27 protein-coding genes are annotated in these 25886 nt (G+C 68.1%); 13 read left to right on the top strand and 14 right to left on the bottom strand.

Annotation, left to right across the window (positions count from 1 at the left end):
* Window positions 1–9: 9 nt before the first annotated feature.
* The 3 genes from SY26_RS03675 to pdxH all read right to left on the bottom strand — a co-directional run bounded on the left by SY26_RS03675 (window position 10) and on the right by pdxH (window position 1856).
* A complete protein-coding gene (locus SY26_RS03675; protein WP_369799391.1) occupies window positions 10–495 on the bottom strand; it encodes a DUF192 domain-containing protein in 486 nt (161 codons plus the stop codon).
* A 16-nt stretch (window positions 496–511) separates the two neighbouring features.
* Window positions 512–1093, bottom strand: a complete 582-nt coding sequence (locus tag SY26_RS03680) for a cold-shock protein (RefSeq protein ID WP_045999287.1) — start codon at window positions 1091–1093, stop codon at window positions 512–514.
* Window positions 1094–1241: 148 nt separating this feature from the next.
* Entirely contained in the window at window positions 1242–1856 is a 615-nt protein-coding gene (gene pdxH, locus SY26_RS03685; protein WP_045999288.1) for a pyridoxamine 5'-phosphate oxidase, read from the bottom strand.
* Window positions 1857–1935: 79 nt separating this feature from the next.
* Here pdxH and fabI point away from each other — a divergent pair, with 79 nt between their 5' ends.
* From fabI to SY26_RS03705, 4 genes are all read left to right on the top strand, one after another.
* Complete coding sequence (fabI, locus tag SY26_RS03690) at window positions 1936–2763, top strand: enoyl-ACP reductase FabI (RefSeq protein ID WP_045980836.1); 828 nt, start codon at window positions 1936–1938, stop codon at window positions 2761–2763.
* Between the two features lie 16 nt (window positions 2764–2779).
* Window positions 2780–3388: a LysE family translocator gene (locus SY26_RS03695; protein WP_206692642.1), complete on the top strand. Its 609-nt coding sequence runs from the start codon at window positions 2780–2782 to the stop codon at window positions 3386–3388.
* 11 nt (window positions 3389–3399) lie between these two features.
* A complete protein-coding gene (gene gpt, locus SY26_RS03700; protein ID WP_045980835.1) occupies window positions 3400–3900 on the top strand; it encodes a xanthine phosphoribosyltransferase in 501 nt (166 codons plus the stop codon).
* A gap of 137 nt (window positions 3901–4037) precedes the next feature.
* Complete coding sequence (locus SY26_RS03705; protein WP_045999289.1) at window positions 4038–4712, top strand: PRC-barrel domain-containing protein; 675 nt, start codon at window positions 4038–4040, stop codon at window positions 4710–4712.
* 319 nt (window positions 4713–5031) lie between these two features.
* Here SY26_RS03705 and trpE read toward each other — a convergent pair whose 3' ends face one another.
* The 4 genes from trpE to SY26_RS20950 all read right to left on the bottom strand — a co-directional run bounded on the left by trpE (window position 5032) and on the right by SY26_RS20950 (window position 10198).
* Window positions 5032–6537 carry an anthranilate synthase component I gene (trpE, locus tag SY26_RS03715; RefSeq protein WP_045999291.1) on the bottom strand — a complete coding sequence of 502 codons (1506 nt, stop codon included), beginning with the start codon at window positions 6535–6537 and terminating at the stop codon, window positions 5032–5034.
* Window positions 6537–8414 carry a SurA N-terminal domain-containing protein gene (locus SY26_RS03720; protein WP_045999292.1) on the bottom strand — a complete coding sequence of 626 codons (1878 nt, stop codon included), beginning with the start codon at window positions 8412–8414 and terminating at the stop codon, window positions 6537–6539. Before SY26_RS03720 ends, trpE begins: the two co-directional genes overlap by 1 nt.
* A 67-nt stretch (window positions 8415–8481) precedes the next feature.
* Window positions 8482–9657 carry an aminotransferase gene (locus tag SY26_RS03725; protein WP_045999293.1) on the bottom strand — a complete coding sequence of 392 codons (1176 nt, stop codon included), beginning with the start codon at window positions 9655–9657 and terminating at the stop codon, window positions 8482–8484.
* Between the two features lies 1 nt (window position 9658).
* Window positions 9659–10198, bottom strand: coding sequence for a hypothetical protein (locus SY26_RS20950; protein ID WP_052715109.1), 540 nt, complete (start codon window positions 10196–10198; stop codon window positions 9659–9661).
* 121 nt (window positions 10199–10319) lie between these two features.
* On the opposite strand from SY26_RS20950, the gene SY26_RS03735 reads away from it, so the two are divergent.
* From SY26_RS03735 to lexA, 7 genes are all read left to right on the top strand, one after another.
* Complete coding sequence (locus tag SY26_RS03735) at window positions 10320–10910, top strand: aminodeoxychorismate/anthranilate synthase component II (protein WP_045980829.1); 591 nt, start codon at window positions 10320–10322, stop codon at window positions 10908–10910.
* Entirely contained in the window at window positions 10907–11926 is a 1020-nt protein-coding gene (gene trpD, locus SY26_RS03740) for an anthranilate phosphoribosyltransferase (RefSeq protein WP_045999294.1), read from the top strand. Before SY26_RS03735 ends, trpD begins: the two co-directional genes overlap by 4 nt.
* The gene (locus SY26_RS03745) at window positions 11923–12558 is read left to right on the top strand and encodes a uracil-DNA glycosylase (RefSeq protein WP_045999295.1); all 636 of its coding nucleotides are present in this window, start codon (window positions 11923–11925) and stop codon (window positions 12556–12558) included. The genes trpD and SY26_RS03745 overlap by 4 nt, the downstream gene beginning before the upstream one ends.
* Before the next feature lie 48 nt (window positions 12559–12606).
* Entirely contained in the window at window positions 12607–13398 is a 792-nt protein-coding gene (trpC, locus tag SY26_RS03750; protein ID WP_045999296.1) for an indole-3-glycerol phosphate synthase TrpC, read from the top strand.
* Window positions 13395–13868, top strand: a complete 474-nt coding sequence (gene moaC, locus SY26_RS03755; protein ID WP_045999297.1) for a cyclic pyranopterin monophosphate synthase MoaC — start codon at window positions 13395–13397, stop codon at window positions 13866–13868. The genes trpC and moaC overlap by 4 nt, the downstream gene beginning before the upstream one ends.
* On the top strand, window positions 13865–15046 hold the full coding sequence (glp, locus tag SY26_RS03760; RefSeq protein WP_045999298.1) for a gephyrin-like molybdotransferase Glp: 1182 nt from the start codon (window positions 13865–13867) through the stop codon (window positions 15044–15046). Before moaC ends, glp begins: the two co-directional genes overlap by 4 nt.
* Window positions 15047–15135: 89 nt before the next feature.
* Entirely contained in the window at window positions 15136–15852 is a 717-nt protein-coding gene (lexA, locus tag SY26_RS03765; RefSeq protein WP_045980823.1) for a transcriptional repressor LexA, read from the top strand.
* A gap of 32 nt (window positions 15853–15884) precedes the next feature.
* Here the strand turns inward: lexA and hemC are convergent, their stop codons facing one another.
* Complete coding sequence (gene hemC, locus SY26_RS03770; RefSeq protein ID WP_045999655.1) at window positions 15885–16814, bottom strand: hydroxymethylbilane synthase; 930 nt, start codon at window positions 16812–16814, stop codon at window positions 15885–15887.
* 83 nt (window positions 16815–16897) lie between these two features.
* Here hemC and hemE point away from each other — a divergent pair, with 83 nt between their 5' ends.
* Entirely contained in the window at window positions 16898–17926 is a 1029-nt protein-coding gene (gene hemE / locus SY26_RS03775; protein WP_045999299.1) for a uroporphyrinogen decarboxylase, read from the top strand.
* Here hemE and SY26_RS03780 read toward each other — a convergent pair.
* The 6 genes from SY26_RS03780 to SY26_RS03805 all read right to left on the bottom strand — a co-directional run bounded on the left by SY26_RS03780 (window position 17923) and on the right by SY26_RS03805 (window position 23411).
* Window positions 17923–18903: an SPOR domain-containing protein gene (locus tag SY26_RS03780; protein ID WP_045999300.1), complete on the bottom strand. Its 981-nt coding sequence runs from the start codon at window positions 18901–18903 to the stop codon at window positions 17923–17925. The two genes, hemE and SY26_RS03780, sit on opposite strands and share 4 nt — an antisense overlap.
* 69 nt (window positions 18904–18972) lie before the next feature.
* Complete coding sequence (gene upp, locus SY26_RS03785) at window positions 18973–19602, bottom strand: uracil phosphoribosyltransferase (protein WP_176695016.1); 630 nt, start codon at window positions 19600–19602, stop codon at window positions 18973–18975.
* On the bottom strand, window positions 19602–20567 hold the full coding sequence (locus SY26_RS03790) for an adenosine deaminase (RefSeq protein WP_232303271.1): 966 nt from the start codon (window positions 20565–20567) through the stop codon (window positions 19602–19604). The genes upp and SY26_RS03790 overlap by 1 nt, the downstream gene beginning before the upstream one ends.
* Window positions 20558–21736 carry a phosphopentomutase gene (locus SY26_RS03795; protein ID WP_045999302.1) on the bottom strand — a complete coding sequence of 393 codons (1179 nt, stop codon included), beginning with the start codon at window positions 21734–21736 and terminating at the stop codon, window positions 20558–20560. The genes SY26_RS03790 and SY26_RS03795 overlap by 10 nt, the downstream gene beginning before the upstream one ends.
* Window positions 21733–23016, bottom strand: a complete 1284-nt coding sequence (locus SY26_RS03800; protein WP_052715110.1) for a thymidine phosphorylase — start codon at window positions 23014–23016, stop codon at window positions 21733–21735. Before SY26_RS03800 ends, SY26_RS03795 begins: the two co-directional genes overlap by 4 nt.
* Window positions 23013–23411 carry a cytidine deaminase gene (locus SY26_RS03805; protein ID WP_045999303.1) on the bottom strand — a complete coding sequence of 133 codons (399 nt, stop codon included), beginning with the start codon at window positions 23409–23411 and terminating at the stop codon, window positions 23013–23015. The genes SY26_RS03800 and SY26_RS03805 overlap by 4 nt, the downstream gene beginning before the upstream one ends.
* Window positions 23412–23553: 142 nt before the next feature.
* Between SY26_RS03805 and SY26_RS03810 the strand changes: the two genes are divergently transcribed.
* Complete coding sequence (locus SY26_RS03810; RefSeq protein WP_045999304.1) at window positions 23554–25833, top strand: NADP-dependent malic enzyme; 2280 nt, start codon at window positions 23554–23556, stop codon at window positions 25831–25833.
* Window positions 25834–25886 lie beyond the last annotated feature (53 nt).

Raw genomic sequence — 25886 nt, forward strand, 5'->3', positions numbered from 1 at the left:
TGGAAAGCCCTAGCGGCATGGCCAAGCTGCGGTAGTGCGATCCAGCGCGGGATGGGCCAGTTGCTGGCCGGTGGTAAGGCCCAGCCTTGCCGCCTCGCCTCCTGCGATTTCCAGGACCATCAGGCGATCCGGCCGCGGATCGCCAACGGCGGCGCCGGGGATCGGCGTTTCGTCCAAGGGGCGGGCGTTGCGGTGAATATGACGGATCACGCCGGTTTCGTCGAAGAAGATCAGGTCAAGCGGGATCAGCGTGTTACGCATCCAGAAACTGACCGGCTGGGGTTCCGGATAGACGAACAGCATCCCCTCTCCCGCAGGCAGGTTTCTGCGGAACATCAGGCCTTGGGCCCGTGATTCGGGTGTGTCGGCAACCTCGATCTGAAAAGATAGAGCCGTGTCGCCAGTTGTGCGAATCAGCGCCGCATCCGACCTGCATTGCGCATCGGCTGCCGGGACGATGGGTTGGGCCGCAAGCGGCACAGCCAGCGCCAGCAACAGGGCGACTGCAAGGCTACTCCGCAACATGGGGAAGCGAGTTGTGAAGCGATTCGGCCTGTGCCTTTTCGTCATGGGCCGTCTGCGCCGCATCCCATGCCGCGATCTGTGCCGCCATGAGACCACGCGGGCCCTCGACGATGCGCAGGCAAAGCGCCTCCCCGATGGCAAGGTCTGCAAAACCGGAATGGCGCAGCACCTCGATATGGATGAAGACATCCTCGGAGTAACCGAAGATGTTGGCGAACCCGAAGCCCTTGGATTTGTCGAACCATTTCACGCGCGCCGGACGCAGCGGCAGGCTGTCGAGGTTCTCGATGATGTCGATATCGAGGTCGGCGATGGGGGCCTGTCCGTCGGTGGCGGGTGGCTCGACCGAAACGACCTCTGCGGCCTGCACGCCGCGGCTGGTATGCTGCACCAGCACCTGCACGCGTGACTGATCGGCGACAGAACTGCGGCCGAAATTGCGCAACACGTTGCCGTGCAACAGAATATCGCTGCCGCCGTTTTCGTCCAGAATGAAGCCATAGCCCTTCGAGGGGTCAAACCACTTGACCAACCCTGTCACCAGCTTGAGGCTGCCGTCTTCTGTCATCGCATTTCCGTATTCACGCTAGCCGATTGTCCTAGGACAGTAATGACCCCCTCCACTGACTACAACACAACAGTGGCTTGGAGGCGAGACTATGCCAACGAGGTTAACAAAAGTTGGTTCCGTTCCTGCGACGACATATCGCGGCAGGTCATGGATAGAGCCGTTCGACCGACCATCCGGCATCCGCGTCGCGGGTCCACCGGAACCGGTCGTGCAAGCGAAACGCGCCGTCTGCCCAGAATTCCAGATGTGACGGAGTGATGCGATAGCCGCCCCAGAATGGCGGCCGCGCGGGGCGCGGACCGTGGCGCAGCCCGGCCTTGGCGGCCTCGGCCACCAGCGTCGCGCGGGCATCCAGCGGTTGCGACTGGCGCGAGGCCCAAGCCCCTAACCTGCTCTGCAGCGCGCGGCTGTCGTAATAGGCGTCGGCCTGGAGTCCGTCCTCTCGGGTGACGGTGCCGCGCACGCGGATCTGCCGGTGCAGCGATTTCCAGTGCATCACGAAGGCCGCCTTGCCCGATGCCTCGATCTGGCGGCCCTTGGCGCTGTCATAGTTGGTATAGAAGATGAAGGATCCGTCCAGCCCCTGCCCGTCGATATCCTTGAGCAGGACCATCCGCACATCCGGCAGCCCGTCTGCATCGACGCTGGCCAGCGCGATGGCATTCGGGTCGTTGGGCTCGGACGCCCGCGCCTCTTCCAGCCAGGCGCGGGCGATGTCGAACGGGTCGTCGCCCGCAAAGATTCCGGTCCGATCACTCATCGCGCATTCCTTGTGCTTGCTGCGACAGGACACTTGCCCTAATCACCTTTGAAACGGTTGAAAGCGTGAGGGACAGGACATGTCAAGCGAGCAGAGGCCCGGCCTGATGGCCGGCAAGCGCGGTCTCATCATGGGATTGGCCAACGACAAGTCGATCGCCTGGGGCATCGCCAAGGCCCTGGCGGCCGAGGGTGCGGAACTGGCGTTCAGCTATCAGGGTGATGCGCTGAAGAAGCGCGTCGATCCGCTGGCGGCGCAGCTGGGGTCGGACACGGTGCTGCCCTGCGACGTGTCGAACGAGGCATCGATCGATACCCTGTTCGCGGATCTGGGCGCGAAATGGGACGGGCTGGATTTCGTCGTTCATGCCATCGGCTTCTCGGACAAGGACCAGCTGCGCGGCCGCTATGCCGAGACGACACGCGACAACTTCCTGATGACGATGGACATTTCGGTCTACTCCTTCACCGCCGTCGCGCGCCGCGCGGCCGCGATGATGAAGGATGGCGGGTCGATGCTGACGCTGACCTATTACGGCGCCGAACGCGTCATGCCGCATTACAACGTGATGGGCGTCGCCAAGGCCGCGCTGGAGGCCTCCGTCCGCTATCTGGCCGAGGATTTCGGCAAGGACAACATTCGCGTCAACGCGATCAGCGCCGGACCGATCAAGACGCTGGCCGCCAGCGGCATCGGCGACTTCCGCTACATCATGAAGTGGAACGAACTGAACTCTCCGCTGCGTCGCAATGTCACGCAGGAGGATGTCGGCAATTCCGCCCTGTACCTTCTGTCGCGCCTTGGCGCCGGCGTGACCGGCGAGACGCATCACGTCGATGCCGGCTATCACGTCGTGGGCATGAAGGCCGTCGACGCCCCCGACATCGCGACCGTCAAGAAGGACTGACGGACAGGCAGCCCCGATGATCCAGATCACGGCCGAACAGATGGGCATCTTCGTGGCCACGCTGTCGGCCGCGATCCTGTCACCAGGACCCGGCGTGATCGCCGTCAGCCAGGGCGCCTTTGCCCTGGGGCGCAGACGCGCGCTGACCTATGGGTGGGGTCTGGCGATCGGCGCGTCGGTCTGGTGCCTGGTCGCACTGCTGGGACTGACAGCCCTGTTCCGCGTCGCCCCCTGGACCCTTATCCTGCTGAAACTGTTGGGCGGGGCCTATCTGATCCGCATCGGCATCCTGATGTGGATCCATGCCCGCGACCCGATGCCCGACGCCGCGGCGGGCGGGATGAGCCTGTGGTCCGGCATGGCACTGAACCTGTCGAACCCGAAACCGGCGCTGTTCTACTCCGCCGTGCTGCTGTCGATCTTCCCCGCCGCGCTGAGTGTCGCCGACAAGGGCGCCATCTATGCCGTAGCCTTGTCGGTCGAGCTGTTCTTCTATACCGCACTGGCCAGCCTGATGGCCCTGCCGCTGTTGCGGCGGCGCTATGCGGCCCTGAAATTCTGGATCGACCGGGGGGCCGGGCTGGCGATCGCCGCCCTCGGTCTGTCCCTGGTCCTGCGCCCGTGAAGGAGACAACGATGAACGACCGCCTGCCGCACGAAAAAGGCTTCCATGTCAGCTGGGACCAGCTGCACCGCGACGCGCGCGCCCTGGCATGGCGCATGGACGGCACCGAATGGCGGGCCGTGGTCGCCGTGACTCGCGGCGGGCTTGTCCCCGCGATGATCGTCGCGCGGGAACTGGACATCCGGACCATCGACACGATCTCGATCCGCTCCTACAAGGGCGTCGGCACGGAAGCGGGCCAGGGCCAGCTGGAGGTCCTCAAGCGCCCCGACCCCGAGCTGATGGGCGACGGCGAGGGCATCTTGGTTGTGGACGACCTGGTTGATTCGGGACGCACGCTGGAACTGATCCGCGAGATGTATCCCAAGGCACATCTGGCCACTGTCTATGCCAAGCCCAAGGGCAAGCCGATGGTCGCCAGCTATGTGACCGAGGTCAGCCAGGACACCTGGATCTTCTTCCCATGGGACATGGCATTGCAGTACGTGCAACCTTTCCGCGGCGAAGACTGAAACGATATCAGGGGCTTGGCGAACCCCTGACATTTCTGTCACCGACAGGGCGGGAACCTGACGTGATGCCGGTGCATTAAGCACCCAATGGCGGGCTGCCCAAGCAACCCGCAAGGCACACACAGGAGACCAAAGACATGCGTAAGCTGCTTTTGACCACCACCCTTGCTCTGCCTCTGACCCTTGGCGCGGCATTCGCGCAGGATACGGCACCCGCTGCCGATCCCGCGATGGAGCCTGCCGAGACCGCACCCATGACTGACGCCGGAACCGGCGATATGGCGACGGGTGACATGGCCACGGATGACATGGCCACCGAAGACGCCGATGAAGCCGCCGCCACCGCATCCGCCGCGGAAAAGGTCGAGGTTCAGCAGGCTGAAAACGAATGGCGCATCGACTGGATCACCGGCGCCAGCGTGACGTCGCCTGATGGCACTGACATCGGCTCGATCAGCGATCTGATCGTCGATGGCGACACCGGCGAGATGAAGGCCGCGATCATCGGCGTGGGTGGTTTCCTTGGCATCGGCCAGAAGCAAATCGCCCTGCCGTGGGCCGACCTGACCATCAACTCGGACGCGCAGGAGATCACCAGCGATCTGACGCGGGAAGAGGCCGAAGCCGCACCCGAATATGTGTTCCGCGATCAAGAGGCCCCGGCTGGCGACATGATGAGCGACCCGGCCGCTGACCCGGCAGCCGCCCCTGCCGCGGACCCGATGGCTACCGGCACCGCGACTCCGCCTGCCGACACGATGGCGACCGAACCTGCCGACGGCACGACGACCGAGACCGCACCCGCTAACTAATCCGCGATCCTGACGAAAGAACGGCGGCCCTTTGGCCGCCGTTTTTCGTTGCGCTCNGACGCGGGAAGAGGCCGAAGCCGCACCCGAATATGTGTTCCGCGATCAAGAGGCCCCGGCTGGCGACATGATGAGCGACCCGGCCGCTGACCCGGAACCCGCCGATGGTATGGCTGAACCCGCCGACACGATGGCGACAGAGCCGGCGGACACGATGGCAACGGAACCGGCCGACGGCACGACGACCGAGACCGCACCCGCTAACTAATCCGCGATCCTGACGAAAGAACGGCGGCCCTTTGGCCGCCGTTTTTCGTTGCGCTCAGCTGTTTCCGCGGACGAACCGCGACGCGCCTTCTGCGGCGCGCTGCAGGGCACGGCTTTTGTTGACCGTTTCCTCGAACTCCGCTTCGGGGTCGCTGTCGTAGACGACGCCCCCGCCAGCCTGAATATACAGCGCCTTGTCCTTGACCACGCCGGTGCGCAGCGCGATGCACATGTCCATCTCGCCATTGGCCGCGAAATAGCCGACTGCCCCGCCATAGACGCCCCGCTTTTCAGGCTCCAGCTCGTCGATGATCTGCATCGCGCGAACCTTGGGCGCGCCCGACACAGTTCCGGCCGGCAGGCCCGCCAACAGCGCGGACAGCGCGTCCTCGCCCTCCCGCAACTCTCCGACAACGTTGGACACGATGTGCATGACGTGGCTATACCGTTCGATCACGAACTGCTCGGTCGGGCGGACGGTGCCGGGTTTGGCCACGCGACCCACGTCGTTGCGGCCCAGATCCAACAGCATCAGGTGTTCAGCCAATTCCTTCTGGTCGGACAGAAGATCGTCCTCCAGCGCACGATCCTGCGCCTCATCCACGCCGCGGGGCCGCGTTCCGGCGATGGGGCGGATCGTCACCTCTCCGTCGCGCAGGCGGACCAGGATCTCGGGGCTTGCACCGACGATCTGGAACCCGCCCATGTTCAGGAAGAACATGAAGGGCGACGGGTTGGTCCGCCGCAGGCTGCGGTAAAGCGCAAAGGGCGGCAGCGGAAAGTCCATCCGCCACCGCTGGCTGGGAACGACCTGAAAGATGTCGCCCGCGCGGATGTAATCCTTGGCGGTCTCGATCGCGGCCAGATAATCGGGCTTGGCGAAATTGGACACCGGCGCGCCGATCTGCGTGTCGTCGCCCATCACCCGCGGCTCTGACGGCTGCCGGTCAAGCGAGCGCAGCGCGTCCATGACCCGTTCCGCGGCGCGCGCGTAGGCAGCGCGCGCGTTGTCGGTGCCGTCATGCCAAGCCGGGGCGCACAGGGTCACCTCTCCCTTCACGCCGTCTAGCACGGCCACGACCGAAGGGCGCATCATCATCGCGTCCGGCAGGTCCAGCGGATCGGGGTTCACATCCGGCAGATCTTCAACCAGCCGGATCATGTCATAGCCCAGATAGCCGAACAGGCCCGCCGCGACCGGCGGCACGCCCTCGGGCATCGCGTCGATCCGGCTTTCCGCGATCAGGGCCCGAAGGCTGTCCAGCGCCGGGCGGGGATCATCCTCGAAGTCCTGAGAGAACCGCGCCTGCCGGTTGATCCGCGCCCGACCGTCGCGGCATTCCCAGACCAGGTCGGGCTTCATGCCGACGATCGAATAGCGGCCGCGCAGCTCTCCGCCCGTGACCGATTCCAGCATGAAGCTCTGCGGTGCGGCCTCGGCCAGCTTCAGCATCAGGCTGACCGGGGTGTCCAGGTCCGCGGCCAGCCGGATGGTCACCAGCTGGTTGCGACCTGCGGCCCATTCGGCCTCGAACTGCGGAAATTCCGGCGTCAGCTGCATCACTGGACCTGGGCGTTGATGGCGTTGATCGCGGACTGGTTCAATTCGACCGCGGACTGGCGCTGCGCATAGCGGGCGTAATAGTCGAACAGGTCGACCTGCAGCGACTGATCCAGACGCGACCGCACCCCGTCCAGCACCTGCGCCGCATCGGGCTGGGACAGGTCGGCATCGTTGATCTGGTCAAGCCGCACGACGAACACCCGGTCGCCCGCATCGACGACCTCGGCCTGACCGGGTTCGGTCACGGCAAAGGCCTGCGACAGCAGCTGCGGGGGCAGTCCGTCCATCCAGTCGCTGCGCGCCAGGCCGGTTTCGGTCGTCCAGGCGGAGGCGTCGTCGGCCTGCGCCTCGTCCGGGGTCGCTTCGGTCTGGGCGACCTCGGCCAGGCTCAGATCGGCGGCCAGTTCCAGCAGCTGGCGCTGGACCTCGGCGCGGCGCCAATCGGCCAGAACCTCGTCGCGGACCTCTTCGAAGGGGCGCAGGGTCGGGGGCACGATCTCGTCCAGGCGCATCGCGAAGACGCCCCCATCCGCCAGTTCGGCCAGTTCGGGGAAATCGGTGCTTTCCATCTGGGCAGCACGTTCGCGGAACGCCTCGTATCCGGCGATGCTGCCCTCGGCCGGCACCGCGTCGGCGGTCCAGTCGATCTGGCCCAGTTCCAGCTCGGTATCCTCGGCCAGCTCCTCCAGCGTCGCGCCGCTTGCCAGCGCGTCCTCCAGATCCGCGATGCGGTCCTGGATCTGGCGCGCCGCAGCGGACAGCGCCGCCTCTCCGCGCAGGCCTTCGCGCGCTTCCTCGAAGGGAATGTCGACGGGATCCAGGATCGCGTTCACCGAAAACAGCGCAGGGCCCAGATCGGTCTGCAGCGGGCCCACGACCCCCGGCTGGTCCAGCGCGAACACGGCCTCGGCCGCTGAACCCAGCTGCGCCTCGGTCACCTCGCCCAGATCGACGTCGTCCAGCGTCAGTCCGCGCTGCAGGACGAAGGATTCGAACGGCGCGGTGTTGGCGTCGATCTGCTCGCGGGCGGCCTGCGCCTGTGCCTCGTCGGGGAAGACCAGGCGGCTGACCATCCGGCGCGCGGGGCGCTGGAACTGGTCGATGTTCAGCTGATAGGTGTCGCGCAGCGCGGCCTCGTCCAGCTGCACCTCGGAGGACAGCATGTCGGGCGTCACCCAGGCATAGGTGATCGCGCGCGTCTCGGGCGCGGTGAAGCGGTCGCCATTGGCCGCATGCCAGGCGCGCAGCGTCGCGTCGTCGGGCTCGGCCACGGGCGCGGGCAACTCGTCCTCGGTCAGTTCGCGCCAGCTGAAATCGCGCGTCTCCAGCAGCCAGCGCGCGGTCTGGTCGACCATCGGCGCCGGCGCGGTCACGCCGCCCACGACGGCGCGCTGCAAAAGCAGGCGCGCCTCGTCGTCGCGCACGGTCGCCTCGAAATCGGCCTCGGTCAGGTTCTCGCGGCGCAGCACCTCGGCATAGGCGGCACGGTCGAACGACCCGTTCGGGCCCTGGAACGCACCCGCCTGCATGATCGTCTGCGCGACCTGCGCATCGCCCACCGACACGCCGATGGCGCGCGCCTGTTCCGCCAGCGCGGCCGCCGCGATCAGGTTGGCCTGCACCGACTGCGCCAGCCCCATCTGCTGCGCCTGCTGCATGGTGATCTGCTGGCCGGTCTGCTGGGAAAAGGCGCGCATTTCCGATTGCAGGGCGCGGGCATAGTCGTCGGCCGTGATCTTGGTGTCGCCGACCGATCCGATCTCGGTCGTGCCGCCCGAAAAGCTGGTGATGCCAAAGCCTCCCAGCCCCAGCACCATCAGACCCATCAGGATCCAGACGATGGTCGATTTGCCCTTGGTACGCAGCTGTGACATGGCGCGGCCTTCCTCGTGGTCGTGTCCCGCCCGTCTTTAGGGCGCGGGCGGGTCAGCCACAAGTGGATCAGGCCGAAAGGCCGGCCAGCCGGTCCGCCAGCGCCGCGATTCCGTCCGCGTCGACATTGGCAAACGCAATGCGCAGGTGGCGCGGCCCCGTGGCGTCGCCCTCGGGCGTGAACATCGTTCCGGGCAGCGCCAGGACGCCTGCGTCCCGCACCATCCGCCGCGCCAGATCGGCCGAGCCTTCGGCGAACGGGTGTTCGACCCATGCGAAATACGCCCCCGCGCTTTTCAACCGCCAGCCGGGCAAGGCGCCAAGGGCAGCCGCGGCGGCGGCGCGGCGCGCCAGGATCTCGGCCCGCTCTCCGGCCAGCCATTCCTGCAGGTGCTCCATCCCCCAGACCGCGCCGATCTGACCCAATTGCGACGGAGAGATGGCCACGGTGTCCAGGAACTTTTCGACCTGCTGCAGCCGCTCGATGCCGGCGACGATGGCGCCGACACGATGCCCGGTCAGGCGATAGGCCTTGGAAAAGCTGTAGAGCTGGATCAGCGTCCCGTCCCAGTCAGGCCGGGTCAGCAGGTCGTGCGGTGCCCCGTCGCGGCTGTCGAAATCGCGATAGGTCTCGTCGACCACCAGCGCGATCCCGTGCGCCTGCGCCAGATCGAAGAACCGCCCCACCAGATCGGCCGGGTATTCCGCGCCCGACGGGTTGTTCGGTGTGACCAGCACGATCGCCCGCGTGGCGGGCGTGATCAACGCGGCCGCGTGATCGGGGTCGGGCAGCATGTCGGCCCCGCAGGGCAGCGGGACTGTGGCGACGCCCGCCATGTCCAGCCACATCTTGTGATTGAAGTACCAAGGCGTCGGCACGATCACCTGATCGCCCGGCCCGGCCAGCGTCGCCATGACCGCGCAGAACGCCTGGTTGCACCCTTGGGTGATCGCGACGTTGGCCCCCGTCAGCGCACCCTCATAGGCGGCGGAAAACTGCGCCGCCACGGCATCGCGCAGATCGCTGTTGCCCAGGACGGGGCCGTACAGATGCGCCTCGGGTCGGTGCAGGGCCGCCTCGGCGATGGCCCGGCGCAGCCCTTCGGGCGGCGGATCGACGGGTGCGGCCTGGCTGACATTGATCAGGGGTCGGTCGACGGAGAAGCTGACGCCGCTCAGCCAGCGGCGCGCCTCCATCACCGGGGGGGCAAAGGTCGCGGCAAGGGCGGGGTTCAGCGGGCGCATGTCAGTCTCGTTCCATTCTGCGAAGGTCGGTCAGGTCCGGCGGCAGCGACAGGTCCAGCGCCGGCGCGGGCATCGCGGGCGCCCGGTCCATGGGCGCGTCGTCGGACGGCGCGATCCGCGGCAACCCGTCCTGCGCCGCGCGGATCGCGGGCTGAGGCGCGGGGCCGGTTACCGTCACCGGCGTATCGCCGCGCAGGGTCAGGCCTGGCGCATCGGCGGCCATGTCGGGCGCGGGTTGCGCAGGCATCCGGTCCGTGGGCTGCAGGCTGGGGCGCATCGTATCATTCGTCACGGGGGCCGGTTCATCCTGGGGTGCGGGCACCGCGGCGGGCGTGGCCGCATCGCGCAGGCTGGCCGCACTGGGCGCGGGCAAGGTCGGCGAGACGTCGCCCCCGCGTCCGAATTCGGACCCGATCGGCATGCCGATGGACAGCGCGCCGCGCCCCGGCGGCGCCAGCGGCACCGCCAGCGACAGCCCGGCCAGCGCCAGGACCCCAACCAGCCCGCCCGTCGCCGCCCCCGCCAGAAATCCCCGTGCCATCCCTGCCCCGTCCGTGCTGTGCGTCCGCCCGGTCTTGACCCCCGGTGGCGCTTTGGCCCATCTATAGCGGACGCTTTTTCCGGGGGAAACCGCCCCCTTCTTCTGGCCGCAAGGTGCATCGATGATCCTTCTGATCGACAATTACGACAGCTTCACCTGGAACCTTGTCCATTACATGGGCGAGGCCGGGGCAGAGGTCGTCGTGCGCCGCAACGACCAGATCACCGTGGACGAGGCCCTGGCGATGGCGCCGGACGGGATCGTGATCTCTCCGGGGCCGTGCGATCCGGCGCAGGCCGGGATCTGCCTGGACCTGATCCGCGCGGCCGCGGACCGCGCCGTGCCGCTGTTCGGGGTGTGCCTGGGCCACCAGGCGATCGGAGAGGCGTTCGGCGGTCGCGTCGTGCGCGCCAACCGCATCCTGCACGGCAAGGTCGACGCGATCAGCCATGACGGCACGGGCGTCTTTTCGGGGCTGCAATCGCCGCTGAACGCCACCCGCTATCATTCGCTGACCGTCGAACCCGAGACCCTGCCGAACTGCCTGCGCGTCACCGCGACGTCGGACGACGGCACGATCATGGGCCTGATCCATTCCGACCTGCCGATCGAGGGCGTGCAGTTCCACCCCGAATCCATCGCCTCGCAGTTCGGACACGAGATGATCCGCAACTTCCTGGACCGCTGCACCGTCCGCAAGGACGCCGCATGACGGACATCCGACCCCTGATCGGCCTTGCCGCCGAACGCCCCCTGACGGGAACCGAGGCCGAGGCCGCGTTCTCTGCGCTGTTCGACGGTGCGGCGACCCCCGCCCAGATCGGCGGTCTGCTCATGGCCTTGCGCGTGCGCGGCGAAACCGTGGACGAGATCGCGGCCGCCGCTCGCGCCATGCGCGCCCGCATGAACCGCGTCACCGCCCCCGACGGCGCGATGGACATCGTGGGCACCGGGGGCGACGGCAAGGGGACGCTGAACATCTCGACCGCGACCGCCTTTGTCGTGGCGGGGGCCGGCGTGCCCGTGGCCAAGCACGGCAACCGCAACCTGTCGTCGAAATCCGGGGCGGCCGATGCGCTGACCCAGATGGGCATCAACGTGCTGGGCGGCCCCGCCGTGGCGCAGCGCGCGCTGGACCAGGCGGGCATCTGCTTCATGATGGCGCCGATGCACCACCCGGCGATGCGCCATGTCGGCCCGCCCCGGACCGAACTGGGCACGCGCACGGTCTTCAACCTCTTGGGACCGCTGACCAATCCGGCCGGGGTCCGCCGCCAGCTGACCGGCGCGTTCAGTGCCGACTGGCTGCGTCCCATGGCCGAGGTACTGCGCGACCTGGGGTCGACATCGGCCTGGCTGGTGCATGGCGGCGACGGTACGGACGAGCTGTCGATCGCCGAAGACAGCCACGTGGCCGCGCTGCAGGACGGCCAGATCACCGAATTCACCATCGCCCCCGAGGATGCGGGCCTTTCCCGCCATCCCTTCGCCGCGATCGTGGGCGGAGAGCCGTCGCACAATGCCGCGGCCTTCCGGGCCCTGCTGGACGGCGAACGGGGCGCCTATCGCGACGCGGTGCTGCTGAACGCGGCCGCTGCGCTGCTGATTGCGGGGCGGGTTTCCGACCTGCGCGACGGGGCCCGGATGGCCGCCGAATCGCTGGACAGCGGCGCGGCAAAGGCGCGGCTGGTGGCGCTGGCGCAGGTCACCGGCGCACCCGAATCGTGACCCCTCCGTCGGACTGGGCGCATCTGCCGTTCTTTCGGGACGACTGGCCGGCGATCCGCGACCGACTGTCGGACACAGCGTTCCTGCCCGGGCCTGATCGGATCTTCGCGGCCCTGCAGGCGACATCGCCGCGGGATGTGCGCGTCGTGATCCTGGGTCAGGATCCCTATCCGACACCGGGCCATGCGAACGGGCTGGCATTCTCGGTCACGCCCGACACGCCGCTGCCCCGGTCGCTGCGCAATATCTTTGCCGAGCTGCGCGACGATCTGGGCGATGCGCCCGCCACGGGTGATCTGTCGCATTGGGCGCATCAGGGCGTGCTGCTGCTGAACACCGCGCTGTCGGTCGTGCCGGGACAGGCCGGGGCCCATGCGGGCTGGGGCTGGGAACGGCTGGCTCGACAGGCCGTTGCCGAGGCGCAGGCGCACGGTCCGCTGGCCTTCCTGCTGTGGGGCAATCACGCGCGCAAAGCGGTGGCGGGCCTGCCGCGCGCGCAGGATCTGGTGATCGCCACGGCCCATCCCTCGCCCCTGTCGGCCCGGCGCGGGTTCTTTGGATCGCGGCCCTTCAGCCGCATCAACGACTGGTTGACGGACCAGGGGCGTGCGCCCATCGACTGGACCGGCTGACCGCCGCGCCCCCTTTCCCCGCCCGCGCGGTGGGGATAGAACGGGGGCATGGATATTCTGGACAAGATCAAGGCCTACAAGCTGGAAGAGATCGCCGCCGCCAAGGCCGCGCGTCCGCTGGCCGACCTCGACGCGCAGGCCCGTGCGGCCGACGCCCCCCGCGGCTTTGCCCGCGCGCTGGACCGGGCCGCAGCCGGCGGCCCCGCCCTGATCGCCGAGATCAAGAAGGCCAGCCCGTCCAAGGGCCTGATCCGGCCCGATTTCGATCCGCCGTCGCTGGCCCGCGCCTATCAGGCGGGCGGCGCGGCCTGCCTGTCGGTGCTGACCGACGGCCCCAGCTTTCAGGGCGCGCCCGCGTTCCTGACGGCCGCGCGTGCCGCCTGCGAGCTGCCGGCGCTGCGCAAGGATTTCCTCTACGACACCTATCAGGTGACCGAGGCCAGGGCCTGGGGCGCGGATTGCATCCTGATCATCATGGCCTCGGTCGACGACGCCCAGGCCCGCGACCTGGAGGATGCGGCGATGGGCTGGGGCATGGATGTCCTGATCGAGGTGCATGACGCGCCCGAACTGGACCGCGCCCTGCGCCTGAAATCGCCGTTGATCGGCGTGAACAACCGCAATCTCAAGACCTTCGACGTCACACTTGACGTGACGCGCGACCTTGCACCACGCGTCCCCGACGACCGCCAGTTGGTCTGCGAAAGCGGGCTGTTCACCCCGGCGGACCTGGGCGCGATGATGCAGACCGGCGCACGGCGCTTCCTGATCGGGGAAAGCCTGATGCGTCAGGCCGACGTGACCGCCGCCACCCGCGCCATCCTGGACGTCGCCGCATGACCCTGACGCATTTCGACGCCGCCGGTCAGGCGCATATGGTCGACATTTCGGCCAAGTCCGAAACCGCGCGCGAGGCCGTGGCCACGGGCTGCGTGGTAATGACGCCAGAGACGTTGACCCTGGCGCAGGGGGGCGCGGCCAAGGGCGACGTACTGGGTGTGGCGCGCCTGGCGGGCATCATGGGCGCAAAGCGCACCGCCGATCTGATCCCGCTGTGCCATCCGCTGGCGCTGGCCAAGGTCGCGGTCGACCTTGTGGCCGATCCAGACCTGCCCGGTATCCGCGTCACCGCGACCGTCCGCACCACCGGCCGCACCGGGGTCGAGATGGAGGCGCTGACCGCCGTCACCACCTCCTGCCTGACCGTATACGACATGCTGAAGGCGGCGCAGAAGTCGATGGAAATTCAGGACATCCGCCTGCTGCGCAAGGATGGCGGCAAGTCCGGCCCTTACGAGGCGCCGCGATGATCTCGGTCGCCGAGGCTCTTGAACGCGTTCTGGTCCTTGCCAACCCGCCGCGCCCCGAGGTTGTGTCCCTGGCCGACGCCCATGGCCGCGCTCTGTTGCAGCCCGCCGTGTCCCGGCTGACCCAGCCCCCCTTCGACGCGTCCGCGATGGACGGCTATGCGATGCGGGCAGCCGATCTGGACGACGCCCTGACCGTGATCGGCACCAGCGCGGCAGGCCATCCGTGGGGTGGCACTGCCCGCCCGGGCACCGCCATCCGCATCTTCACCGGCGCACCGGTGCCGCAAGGCTTTGACCATGTCGAACTGCAAGAGAACGTAGACCGCGACGGCGACGTGATCCGCGTTGTGACCCGATCCGGGGGCAGCAACATCCGGGCGCGCGGCAACGACTTTGCACAAGGCGATACCGTCGCGCCGGGGATCATCTTGGGCGCGGCCCATATCGGTCTGCTGGCCGCGATGAACGTTGACAATGTCACGGTCGCCGCGCGCCCCCGCGTCGCCATCCTGGCGGGCGGCGATGAATTGGTTCCCCCCGGCACGGACCCTGCGGAGGGTCAGATCATCAGCTCGAACGACCTGGCCATTGCGGCCATGGTCCGTGATGCTGGCGGCAAGCCGCACATCCTGCCGATCGCCCGCGACACCGAGGACAGCCTGCGTGACAGTTTTCGCGCGGCGGCGGACGCGGATCTGCTGGTCACCATCGGCGGCGCCTCGGTCGGCGACCATGACCTGATCGGCAAGATCGCGCAGGAACACGGTATCGAACAGGCCTTCTACAAGGTTGCGCTGCGTCCCGGAAAGCCGCTGATGGCGGGCCGGATGGCGGAAGGCGCCATGCTGGGCCTACCAGGAAATCCCGTTTCGGCAATGGTTTGCGCGGTTCTGTTCATGCAACCTCTGATCCGCGCGATGCAGGGGCTTCTGGCGGATGCGCCGTTGCGCAAGGCAAGGCTGGCCCACGACTTGCCGGCTGAAGGACCCCGTCAGCACTACCTGCGGGCGACATTGGCTGCGGGCGAGGACCTACCCCTGATCGCGCCCTTTGCGGATCAGGATTCGGCACGGCTGGCGCTGATGGCGCAGGCGAATGCGCTGCTGGTTCGTCCGCCGCATGATCCGGCCATGCCGGCGGGCGATCTGGTCGATTACATTCCCCTTGCCGCTAGTTAACTGTTTTTTCACCCTTTCACGGTCAACTGATTGACGCGATTCTGTGGATAAGCTAGAACAGACGCGGAACACGAAGAAAAGGGCGGGCCATGTTGACGAAAAAGCAGATCCAACTGCTTGAGTTCATCCAGAGGCGGATGGCGCGGGACGGCGTGCCGCCTTCCTTCGACGAGATGAAGGATGCTTTGGACCTGCGGTCCAAGTCCGGGATTCATAGGCTGGTGACCGCGCTGGAAGAGCGAGGCTTCATCCGGCGCCTGCCGCACCGCGCCCGCGCGCTCGAGGTGCTTCGCCTGCCCGACGCCCTGTCCCACCTGACCGACGCCGCCCCCGAGGAGACGCGTCCGGCTTTCACGCCGCGCGTCATCTCGAACACGCGCCCCGCTCGACCGCGCGGTGCCATGACGGTCGTCGACAGCCCTGCGGTTCAGTTGCCCCTGATGGGCCGTATCGCCGCCGGCGTGCCGATCGAGGCGATTTCCGAAGTGTCGCACCACGTCGCGGTGCCGGGAACGATGCTTTCGGGCCGTGAACATCATTACGCGCTTGAGGTGACCGGCGATTCGATGATCGAGGCCGGCATCAACGATGGCGATGTCGTGGTGATCCGCGAACAGGACACCGCAGAGACGGGCGACATCATCGTGGCCTTGGTGGACAATCAGGAAGCCACTCTGAAGCGCTATCGCCGCAAAGGATCGATGATCGCGCTGGAGGCCGCCAATCCGGCCTACGAGACGCGGCTTCTTCCCGAAGACCGCGTGCGCATCCAGGGTCGGCTGGTCGGACTGATCCGCAGCTATTGACGCGCTTGCCGGGGCTGTGCCCCAGCATATCCTCAGGCCATCAGAAAGCCGGGTCCGGCGCGGGACAGCAGCTCCTCCGCCAGATCCGTCCCCATGGCCGCACCATCCGACGCAAGACCATCACGGACACCGGCGACGACCTCGCTGCCATCCGGGCGCAGGATTTCGCCCCGCAGCGTCATGCGGTCGCCATCCAGCGTAGCAAGCCCCGCGATGGGCGTCTGGCAGGACCCGTCCAAGCGGCGCAGGAAGGCACGCTCTGCCTCAATCCGCAGCGCCGTCAGCGGATCGTTGATCGACGACAGCAGCATCGCACAGCCCTGATCGTCGGCACGGCGCTCGATGCCGATGGCGCCCTGTGCGACAGCGGGCAGCATCTCGTCCGGATCGATGGCACTTTGGGCGACGTGACGCATGTCCAGCCGCGACAGTCCCGCCATTGCCAGGAAGGTCGCCACGGCAACCCCGTCCGCAAGCTTCTGCAGGCGCGTCTGCACATTCCCCCGAAATTCCACCAACTGCAGATCGGGACGACGGTGTGCCAATTGGGCGCGGCGGCGCAGGCTGGAGGAGCCCACGACCGCGCCCTGCGGCAGCGCGGTGATCGAGGCTACGTGCGGGCTGACAAAGGCGTCCCGGACATCCTCTCGCGGCAGCAGGCAGTCGATCACCAAGCCGTCCGGTTGCAGCGTGGGCATGTCCTTCATCGAATGCACGGCGATGTCGATCGCGCCCTCGGTCAAGGCCTCCTCGATCTCGCGGGTGAACAGGCCCTTGCCGCCGATCTGCGACAGGGGGCGGTCCAGGACGCGGTCGCCGGTGGTCTTGATCGGAATGATCTGGAACGCGTCCTGCGGCAGGCCATGGGCAGCCATCAGGCGATCGCGCGTCTCATGGGCCTGCGCCAAGGCCAGGACCGATCCGCGCGTGCCGATCCGAAGCGGTCGGGTGGGAGTGGGCATCTGTTTCATGCGCCACGGCATAGCCGCCGGGGCTGCGCTTGACAACGCCTGTCGCCTGACCTTCAAGGGGCGCAGGAGGCCCCATGACCAAACTTCTGCTGCGTGCCCTGGCCGGCGAGACCCTGCCCACCCCGCCGATCTGGATGATGCGTCAAGCCGGGCGTTATCTGCCGGAGTACCGTGCGACGCGCGCGCAGGCGGGCGATTTCCTGTCGCTGTGCTACAATCCCGACCTTGCCGCCGAGGTCACCCTGCAGCCGATCCGCCGCTTTGGCTTTGATGCCGCGATCCTTTTTGCCGACATCCTGCTGATCCCCCAGGCCTTGGGCGCCGACCTGTGGTTCGTCACCGGAGAGGGACCGCGGCTGTCCACCGTGACCAGCGCGTCGGATTTGGCGCGGCTGAAACCGGCGGATCAGGTCGATGCGCAGCTGGCACCCGTCTATGAGACGCTGCAGATCCTGTCACGCGAACTGCCGCGGGAAACCGCCCTGATCGGCTTTGCCGGCGCGCCATGGACGGTCGCGACCTACATGGTCGCGGGCCGCGGCACCAAGGATCAGGGACCGGCGCATCTGCTGAAGGATCAGGACCGCGCGACATTCGCCGCATTGATCGACCTGATCACGGATGCCACGATCCATTACCTGTCACGCCAGATCGAGGCCGGGGCCGAAGTCGTCAAGCTGTTCGACAGCTGGGCCGGCAGCCTGAAGGGCCAGGATTTCGACGACTTCGCGATTGCCCCGGCCAAGCGGATCATCGCCGCGCTGAAGGCGCGCCATCCCGGCGTGCCTGTCATCGCCTTCCCCCGTGAGGCGGGCGAGCGTTATGTCGGGTTTCGGGCGGCGGTCGGAGCAGACTGCGTTGCGCTGGACAATTCGGTATCGACCGATTGGGCCGCGCGCCACGTCCAGACCGAGGGCTGCGTCCAAGGCAACATGGACCCGCGGCACATGGTCACGGGCGGGCCCGAACTGGTCGCCGAGGCGCAGCGGATCACCCGCGCCCTGCGCGGCGGTCCGCATGTCTTCAACCTGGGTCACGGGATCACCCCTGACGCCGATCCCGACAACGTCGCCCGGATGATCGAGGCGGTGCGCAGTGCCTAGCGCGCCACCGCCTTGGGATAGCCGTTCGCCCGCAGATCGTTCAGCGCGGCGATCAGGGCCTGCCGGTCGGTAAAGGGTCCCGCCATGATCAGCCGCAGCGGTTTCGTCCCATCCGTTGTCCGCCCCTGCCCCGTCGGATAGCCGCGCGCGGCCAGCGCCCGCAGCACGATCATCGCGTTCCCCTCGTCGCCATAGGCGCCAACCTGAACATACCGCGCCGATGCCGGGATCATCTCGGGTCCAGGCACCGCCACCGGCTTGGGCGCGGAGGCGACGGGCGCCGCAGGGGTTGGTGAGGCCGCACGACGGGTCGTGGCACGCGGGGTCGCGGCAACGGTCGGCCGCGCCGCGGGGGCCGTCCTGACGGCTGCCGGCTCTGGCCGTGGCGGTGCCGCGGTCACTCCCGTGGTCAACGACGCCGTCGCGGTGGCCGCGCGCATGCCGGGACACAACCCCAAGGTAGAGCCCTGCGCGGATGCCGACGGGTCCGGCTTGTAGCCAAGACGCGCGCATAGCTCCGGGCTGCCCGACAGGCCGGTGGCCTCGCGCAGTGTCGGTGCCATGGTCAGGGCATCCTGCAGTGCGGTGTGGATCGGATCGGGCGCCCGCGACGCGGCCGGTTCCGCGCGGGTTTCGGCCGGGGCCGGGTCCGCGGTCCATTCGCCGGGGCGCAGGTCGCGCGACAGCTGTTCAAGCAGCAGGGTTTCGACATCCGGCGGCGGTGCTTGGGTCAGCGGCAGCGCCCTTTCCGTCAGCGGGTCCGTGCGCCGGACGTCCAGGCTGGGGGGAAAGCCGCACAGCGCCTGCCCTTGCCCATCCTGACGCGCAGTCCAGTCGGCGCCGCTGCGGGTGAAGACGCAGCCGTTGCCGTCGATATACTGCGTCCCCGCGAAATCGGCGGGGGGCGGTGGCGTCGGCGCGGCTTGCGCCGCCCCGCCCAGCAAAAGCATCGCCAAGACCCGCAAGTGCCCGATCATCTGCCATCCATTCCGTTGTCCTGCCCCAGACCTAGCGCAGAACCGTGAAACGGCGGTTAACGGGCGGCCTTATTTCGTGCCGAACATCCGGTCGCCGGCATCGCCCAGGCCCGGGACGATATAGCCGTGATCGTCCAGTCGTTCGTCCAGCGCCGCCGTGAAGATCGGCACGTCCGGATGCGCCTCGCGCATGCGTTCGACGCCTTCGGGCGCAGCCAACAGGCACAGGAAGCGCATGTTCTTGGCGCCGCGCTCTTTCAGCATGTCGATGGCCGCGACCGACGAGTTGCCCGTGGCCAGCATGGGGTCCACCACGATGGTCATCCGCGCGTCCAGTTCGCGCGGCACCTTGCAGTAGTATTCGACCGGCTTCAGCGTCTCGGGGTCGCGATAGAGGCCGACGAAGCCCACGCGCGCGCCGGGGATCAGCTCCAGGATACCGTCCATCAGCCCGTTTCCGGCCCGCAGGATCGAGATCAGGGCCAGCTTCTTGCCCTCCAGCGTGGGGGCCTCCATCTCGCACATGGGCGTCTCGATGTGCATGGTGGTCAGCTCCAGCTCTCGCGTGACCTCATAGGCCAGAAGCAGGCTGATCTCGCGCAGAAGGCGGCGGAAACCGGCGGTGGACACCTCTTTCTGGCGCATGATCGACAGCTTGTGCTGAACCAGCGGGTGGTCGACGACGGTCAGGTGTTGCATCAGGCGAATTCCTTTTTCAGGCGGTCGCGGGTGGACGCGTCGCAGAACGCGGCGTCGGCAGCCCACTGGTTGATCTGTCGGAACTCGGTATCGCCCCAGCCAAAGGTCGACGCAAGTCGATCGTATTCATGGCGCATCGTCGTGTGGAAGAACGGCGGATCGTCGGTGGACACGGTGACCCGCACCCCGGCATCGGCCAGCCGCGCGATGGGATGGGCGGCCCAGGACGGATAGACCCCAAGCGCGATGTTCGATCCCGGACACACCTCCAGCGTCACGCCGCGCTCGACCAGGTCGCGCACCAGCGCAGGGTCGTCGATCGCCTGCACGCCATGCCCGATGCGAGTGCAGCCCAGGTCCAGCGCCTGCCGGACGCTGTCGGGGCCGCCCCATTCGCCTGCATGGCAGGTCAGGCCCAACCCGGCCTCTGCCGCGCAGTCAAAGCTCCAGGCGTAATCGGTGGCCCGGCCGACCTGTTCGGCCCCACCCATGCCAAAGCCGGTGATCCAGCCGCCCGCGGTCTCGGCAGCACAGCGCGCGGTTTTGCGCGCACGATCCGCGCCGAAGTGACGGATCGCGGTGACGATGCCGCGGCTGTCGATGCCGTCCGCCCGGGCGCGGTCCGCGACCTCGGTCATCGCGGCCAGATGATCGCGCCAGGCCGAAAGGTCCGCACCTCCGCAGAACTCCGGCGAGACGAACAGTTCCGCATAGACCACGCCCTCCTCGGCGCAGCGGTCAAGCACCTCGGCCAGCAGGCGGGCATAGTCGCGCGGGCCGTTGATGACGCTGGTCGCGGCCTCGTAGCAGCGCAGGAAGCCCGGAAAGTCGTCATAGGCGTAATGCCCGCGCTCGTCGAAGACGCCGGACAGGTCGGCGCGTTTTTCCTTGGCCAGGCCGCGGATGAAATCGGGTGGCGCGGCACCCTCCAGATGCAGGTGCAGTTCGATCTTCTTCATAGGAATGATGTCCCGTGTCGGGGGGCGGGCAGCCCCAGATGCGCAAGGATAGAGGCGCCGATATCGGCAAAGCCCACCTGCCCCACGCCGCGCACGCCCGCACCCCAGCCCAGCACGGGGGCGCGCTCGCGGGTGTGGTCGGTGCCGGACCAGGACGGGTCATTGCCGTGATCGGCGGTGAAGATCGCCAGATCGCCGGGCGACAGCGTCGCCAGGAACCGGCCCGCGACGCCGTCGAACCATTCCAGTTGCGTGGCATAGCCGGGAATGTCCCGCCTGTGGCCGAAATTGGTGTCGAATTCGACGAAGTTGGCGAATGTCAGGCTGCCGGGTTCGGCCTGGGTGCCAAGCCGGACCAGGTGTTCTGCCAGGGCCGCGTCATCGGCGCCCTTGTGCAGGCGGGTGATGCCGCGATGGCTGAAGATGTCGCCGATCTTGCCGATGGCATGGGTGACCCGCCCCGCACCCTGCGCGATGTCCAGGATGGTGTCGCCCGGCGGCGCGATCGCGAAATCGCGGCGGTTGCCGGTGCGACGGAACGCGCCGGATTGGCCAACAAAGGGCCGCGCGATGACCCGGCCCACGCGCATCGCGTGCAGCATCGGTGACAGATCGCGACACAGCGCGATCAGGCGGTCGAGGCCGAACGCCTCCTCATGCGCCGCGATCTGCAGCACGCTGTCGGCCGAGGTGTAGCAGATCGGCCAGCCGGTCTGCAGATGCCGGGCGCCGAAGTCGTCGATGACCTGCGTCCCCGATGCGTGGCAGTTGCCCAGGATGCCGTCGGTCCCTGCCAGCTGGCAGATCCGGGCAGTCACGTCGGCAGGAAAGGCGGGGTCGGCGTCGGGGAAGTACGTCCAGTCCCACGGCACGGGGACGCCCGCGATCTCCCAGTGGCCGGAGGGGGTGTCCTTGCCGCGCGACACCTCGGATGCCGCGCCCCACAGGCCGCGCGGTTCGGCGCCCAGACCCGGCGCATCCGCGCCCGAGGCCAGCCGCACCGCCGCCCCAAACCCCAGCCCGTCCAGCACCGGCATCCGCAACGGACGGGACTGCGCGATATGCCCGACGGTGTTCGCACCGGTATCGGGGCGACCGTCGTTGAAGAAGGCATGGGCATCGGGCGCGCCGCCGATGCCCACGCTGTCCATGACGATCAGGAACGCCCGACTCATGCGCCGATCCGGTCGCGGATCAGTGGGCCGGGCTGGCCGTCGCCCAGGACATAGGCGGCCTGCACGGCGGCGATGGCCACCTGTGCCGCCGTGTCGTCGGCGGCGTGAACCATGCCCAGGGGGCGGTCGGGGCCGACCTCCTCTCCAAGCTTGGCTAGGCGGTCCAGGCCCACGCGGTGGTCGATCGCCTCGGCCGCGCGCACGCGCCCGCCGCCAAGCGCCAGCACCGCGTGGCCAAGCGCGGTCACGTCGATGCGCCCCACGCGCCCCGCGTCGGGCGCGGGGATGGGCAGGATCAGCGGCGCGCGGGCCAGATGCGCCTCGGGGCGGTCCAGCAGGTCGCGCGGTCCGCCCTGGGCCGCGACCATGCGGCCGAACACCTCGGCGGCGGCGCCGCTGTCCAGCGTGTCGGCCAGACCGTCCGCGGACCGTCCGGCCAGCGTCAGGCATTCCGCCGCCAGCGCCAGCGTCAGGTCGCGCAGCGCCCCGGCCTCGCCCCGCAGAGCGCGGATCGCCTCGTGGATCTCCAGCGCATTGCCGGCGCTGCGGGCCAGCGGCTGATCCATGTCGGTGATGAAGGCAGAGGTGCGGCAGCCCGCCCCGTTCGCCGTCTCGACCAGGGCCTGGGCCAGCCGGCCGGCGCTGTCGGCCTTCTTCAGGATGGCGCCCGACCCCGCCTTGACGTCCAGGACCAGCGCATCCAGCCCCGCCGCCAGCTTCTTCGACAGGATCGATGCGGTGATCAGGTCGATCGATTCCACCGTCCCCGATTCGTCGCGGATCGCGTACAGGCGACGGTCCGCAGGGGCCACGTCGCCCGTGGCCGCCACGATCGCGCAGCCGATGGTGCGCACGATGCGGCGGAAGTCATCCTCCGGCTGGTCGCACAGATAGCCGGGGATCGCTTCCAGCTTGTCCAGCGTGCCACCCGTATGGCCCAGGCCGCGACCCGAGATCATCGGTACGAACACCCCACGCGCGGCCAGAAGCGGCGCCAGCATTAGCGACACCGTATCGCCGATGCCGCCGGTTGAATGCTTGTCCACCACTGGGCCCGACAGGTCCCATTGTAGGACATGCCCCGAATCGCGCATGGCGCGCGTCAGCGCCACACGGCCCGCCGGTCCGACGCCCTTGGTCAGCACCGCCATCGCAAAGGCACCCGCCTGCGCGTCGCTGACCGACCCGTCGGCCAGCCCCTGCGCGATCAGCGCCGCGCCCGGCCCGTCCAGGCCCCGCCCGTCGCGGATCGCCGATATGACAGGTCGCGGATCGGTCATGTGCGCGCCATGTGGCCCGCGTCGAAACGGCCGGGCAGCAGGTCGCCCACGGTCGTGTGCATCTGTGCGCCGTCGGTCGTGGCCAGCAGGACCGGCACCTCTCCGGATGCGAATTCCGCCAGCTTCTGGCGGCAGCCGCCGCAGGGCGGCACGGGGGTCGGGCTGTCGGCGATGACGGCGACCTCGATCAACTGCGTCTCTCCGGCGGCGACCATCGCGGCGATGGCCCCGGCCTCGGCGCAGGTGCCTTCGGGATAGGCCACGTTCTCGACGTTGCAGCCGCGATAGACGGTGCCCGACGCGCCGCGGATGGCCGCGCCGACCTTGAATTTTGAATAGGGCACATAGGCCCGTTCGCGCACGTCGCGCGCCGCATCCAGCAATGACGTCGTCATGGTTCACCCCGTTCGATCTGGCCGCCAATCTGCGCCCGCGGGCGGGGTTGTGCAAGACGCGCGCGGGCGCGCAGAACCCCGCTGTTCCCCGACGTCAGAATGGTTTAACGGTAAACCAATTCCGAAACCGGAGGGGCGAAAGATGGAAGACCGCAGGCAGGACAGCGCAAGACAGGCCGCGCTGGATTATCACGAGTTCCCGCGACCGGGCAAACTGGAGATCCGCGCGACCAAGCCGATGGCCAATGGCCGCGACCTGGCCCGCGCCTATTCCCCCGGCGTCGCCGAAGCCTGCCTGGAGATCAAGGCCGATCCCGCAACCGCCGCACGCTATACCACCAAGGGCAACCTGGTGGCCGTCATCTCGAACGGCACGGCCGTCCTGGGCCTAGGCAACATCGGCGCGCTGGCCTCCAAGCCGGTGATGGAGGGCAAGGCGGTCCTGTTCAAGAAATTCGCCAACATTGACTGCTTCGACATCGAGGTGAACGAGCCCGATCCGGTCAAGCTGGCCGAGATCGTCTGCGCGCTGGAGCCGACCTTCGGCGCGGTGAACCTGGAGGACATCAAGGCCCCCGACTGCTTCATCGTCGAACAGATCTGCCGCGAGCGGATGAACATCCCGGTCTTTCACGACGACCAGCACGGCACCGCCATCGTGGTGGGCGCGGCCGCGACCAATGCGCTGCGCATCGCCGGCAAGCGGTTCGAGGACATCAAGATCGTCTCGACCGGCGGCGGGGCCGCGGGCATCGCCTGCCTGAACATGCTGCTGAAACTGGGCGTCAAACGCGAGAACGTCTGGCTGTGCGACATCCACGGCCTGGTCCATGAGGGCCGCGACATCGACATGAACCCGCAGAAGGCTGCCTATGCCCAAGCCTCGGACAAGCGCAGCCTGACCGAGGTGATCGACGGCGCCGACCTGTTCCTAGGCCTGTCCGGTCCGGGCGTTCTGACGCCCGAGATGGTCGGCCACATGGCCCCGCGGCCGATCATCTTCGCGCTGGCGAACCCGAACCCGGAAATCGACCCCGACGCGGCCCGCGCCGTCGCCCCCGACGCGATCATCGCCACCGGACGCAGCGATTTCCCAAACCAGGTCAACAACGTCCTGTGCTTCCCCTTCATCTTCCGCGGCGCGCTGGACGTCGGTGCGACCACGATCAACGACGAGATGAAGATCGCCTGCATCGAGGGCATCGCCGCCCTGGCCCGCGCGACCACCGCGGCCGAGGCCGCCGCCGCCTATCGCGGCGAGACGCTGACCTTCGGCGCCGATTATCTGATCCCCAAGCCCTTCGATCCGCGCCTGATGGGCGTCGTGTCATCCGCCGTGGCCCGCGCCGCGATGGAGACGGGTGTGGCGACCCGGCCCCTGGACGACATGGCCGCCTACAAACAGAAGCTGGACGGGTCGGTCTTCCGATCGGCGCTGATCATGCGCCCGGTCTTCGAGGCCGCGGCCACCGCCACGCGCCGCATCGTCTTTGCCGAGGGCGAGGACGAACGTGTCCTGCGCGCCGCCAACGCCATGCTGGAGGAGACGACCGACGTCCCGATCCTGATCGGCCGCCCCGACGTGATCGCCACCCGCGCCGAACGCGCGGGCCTGCCGATCCGCCCGGATGTCGATTTCGAGATCGTGAACCCCGAGAACGACCCACGCTATCGCGACTATTGGGAAACGTATCACGGCATCATGGCGCGGCGCGGGGTCAGCCCCGACATCGCCCGCGCGATCATGCGCACCAACACCACCGCCATCGGCGCCGTCATGGTGCACCGGGCCGAGGCCGACAGCCTGATCTGCGGCACGTTCGGACAGTACAGCTGGCACCTGCAATACGTGCGCCAGATCCTGGCCCGCGACGGGCTGCACCCGGTCGGCGCACTGTCGATGATCATCCTGGAGGACGGGCCGCTGTTCATCGCGGACACCCAGTGCCATAACGACCCCACGCCCCAGCAGGTCATGGAGACGGTGATGGGCGCCGCGCGTCACGTCCGCCGGTTCGGCCTGACGCCCAAGATCGCCCTGTGCAGCCATTCGCAGTTCGGCAACACCGACAGCTATTCCGGGCGCAAGATGCGCGACGCCTTGGCGCTGCTGGACGCACGCGAGCCCGACTTCATGTATGACGGCGAGATGCATGTGGACGCGGCCCTGGACCCCGAATTGCGCGAACGCATCTTCCCGACCTCGCGGCTGCAGGGTGTGGCGAACGTGCTGGTCTTTGCGGGCACCGACGCCGCATCGGGCGTCCGCAACGCGCTGAAGATGCGCGCGGGCGGCCTGGAAGTCGGGCCGATCCTGATGGGCATGGGCAACCGCGCCCATATCGTGACACCCTCGATCACCACGCGCGGCCTGCTGAACATGTCGGTGCTGGCCGGCACACCGGTCACGCATTACGGCTGATTCGCCGGCATTTTTGCAAATACTGCGGCGCGGCAAAGGAGGCTTTGCCGCGC

The organism is Paracoccus sp. 228 (assembly GCF_000967825.1).
Lineage (GTDB): Bacteria > Pseudomonadota > Alphaproteobacteria > Rhodobacterales > Rhodobacteraceae > Paracoccus > Paracoccus marcusii.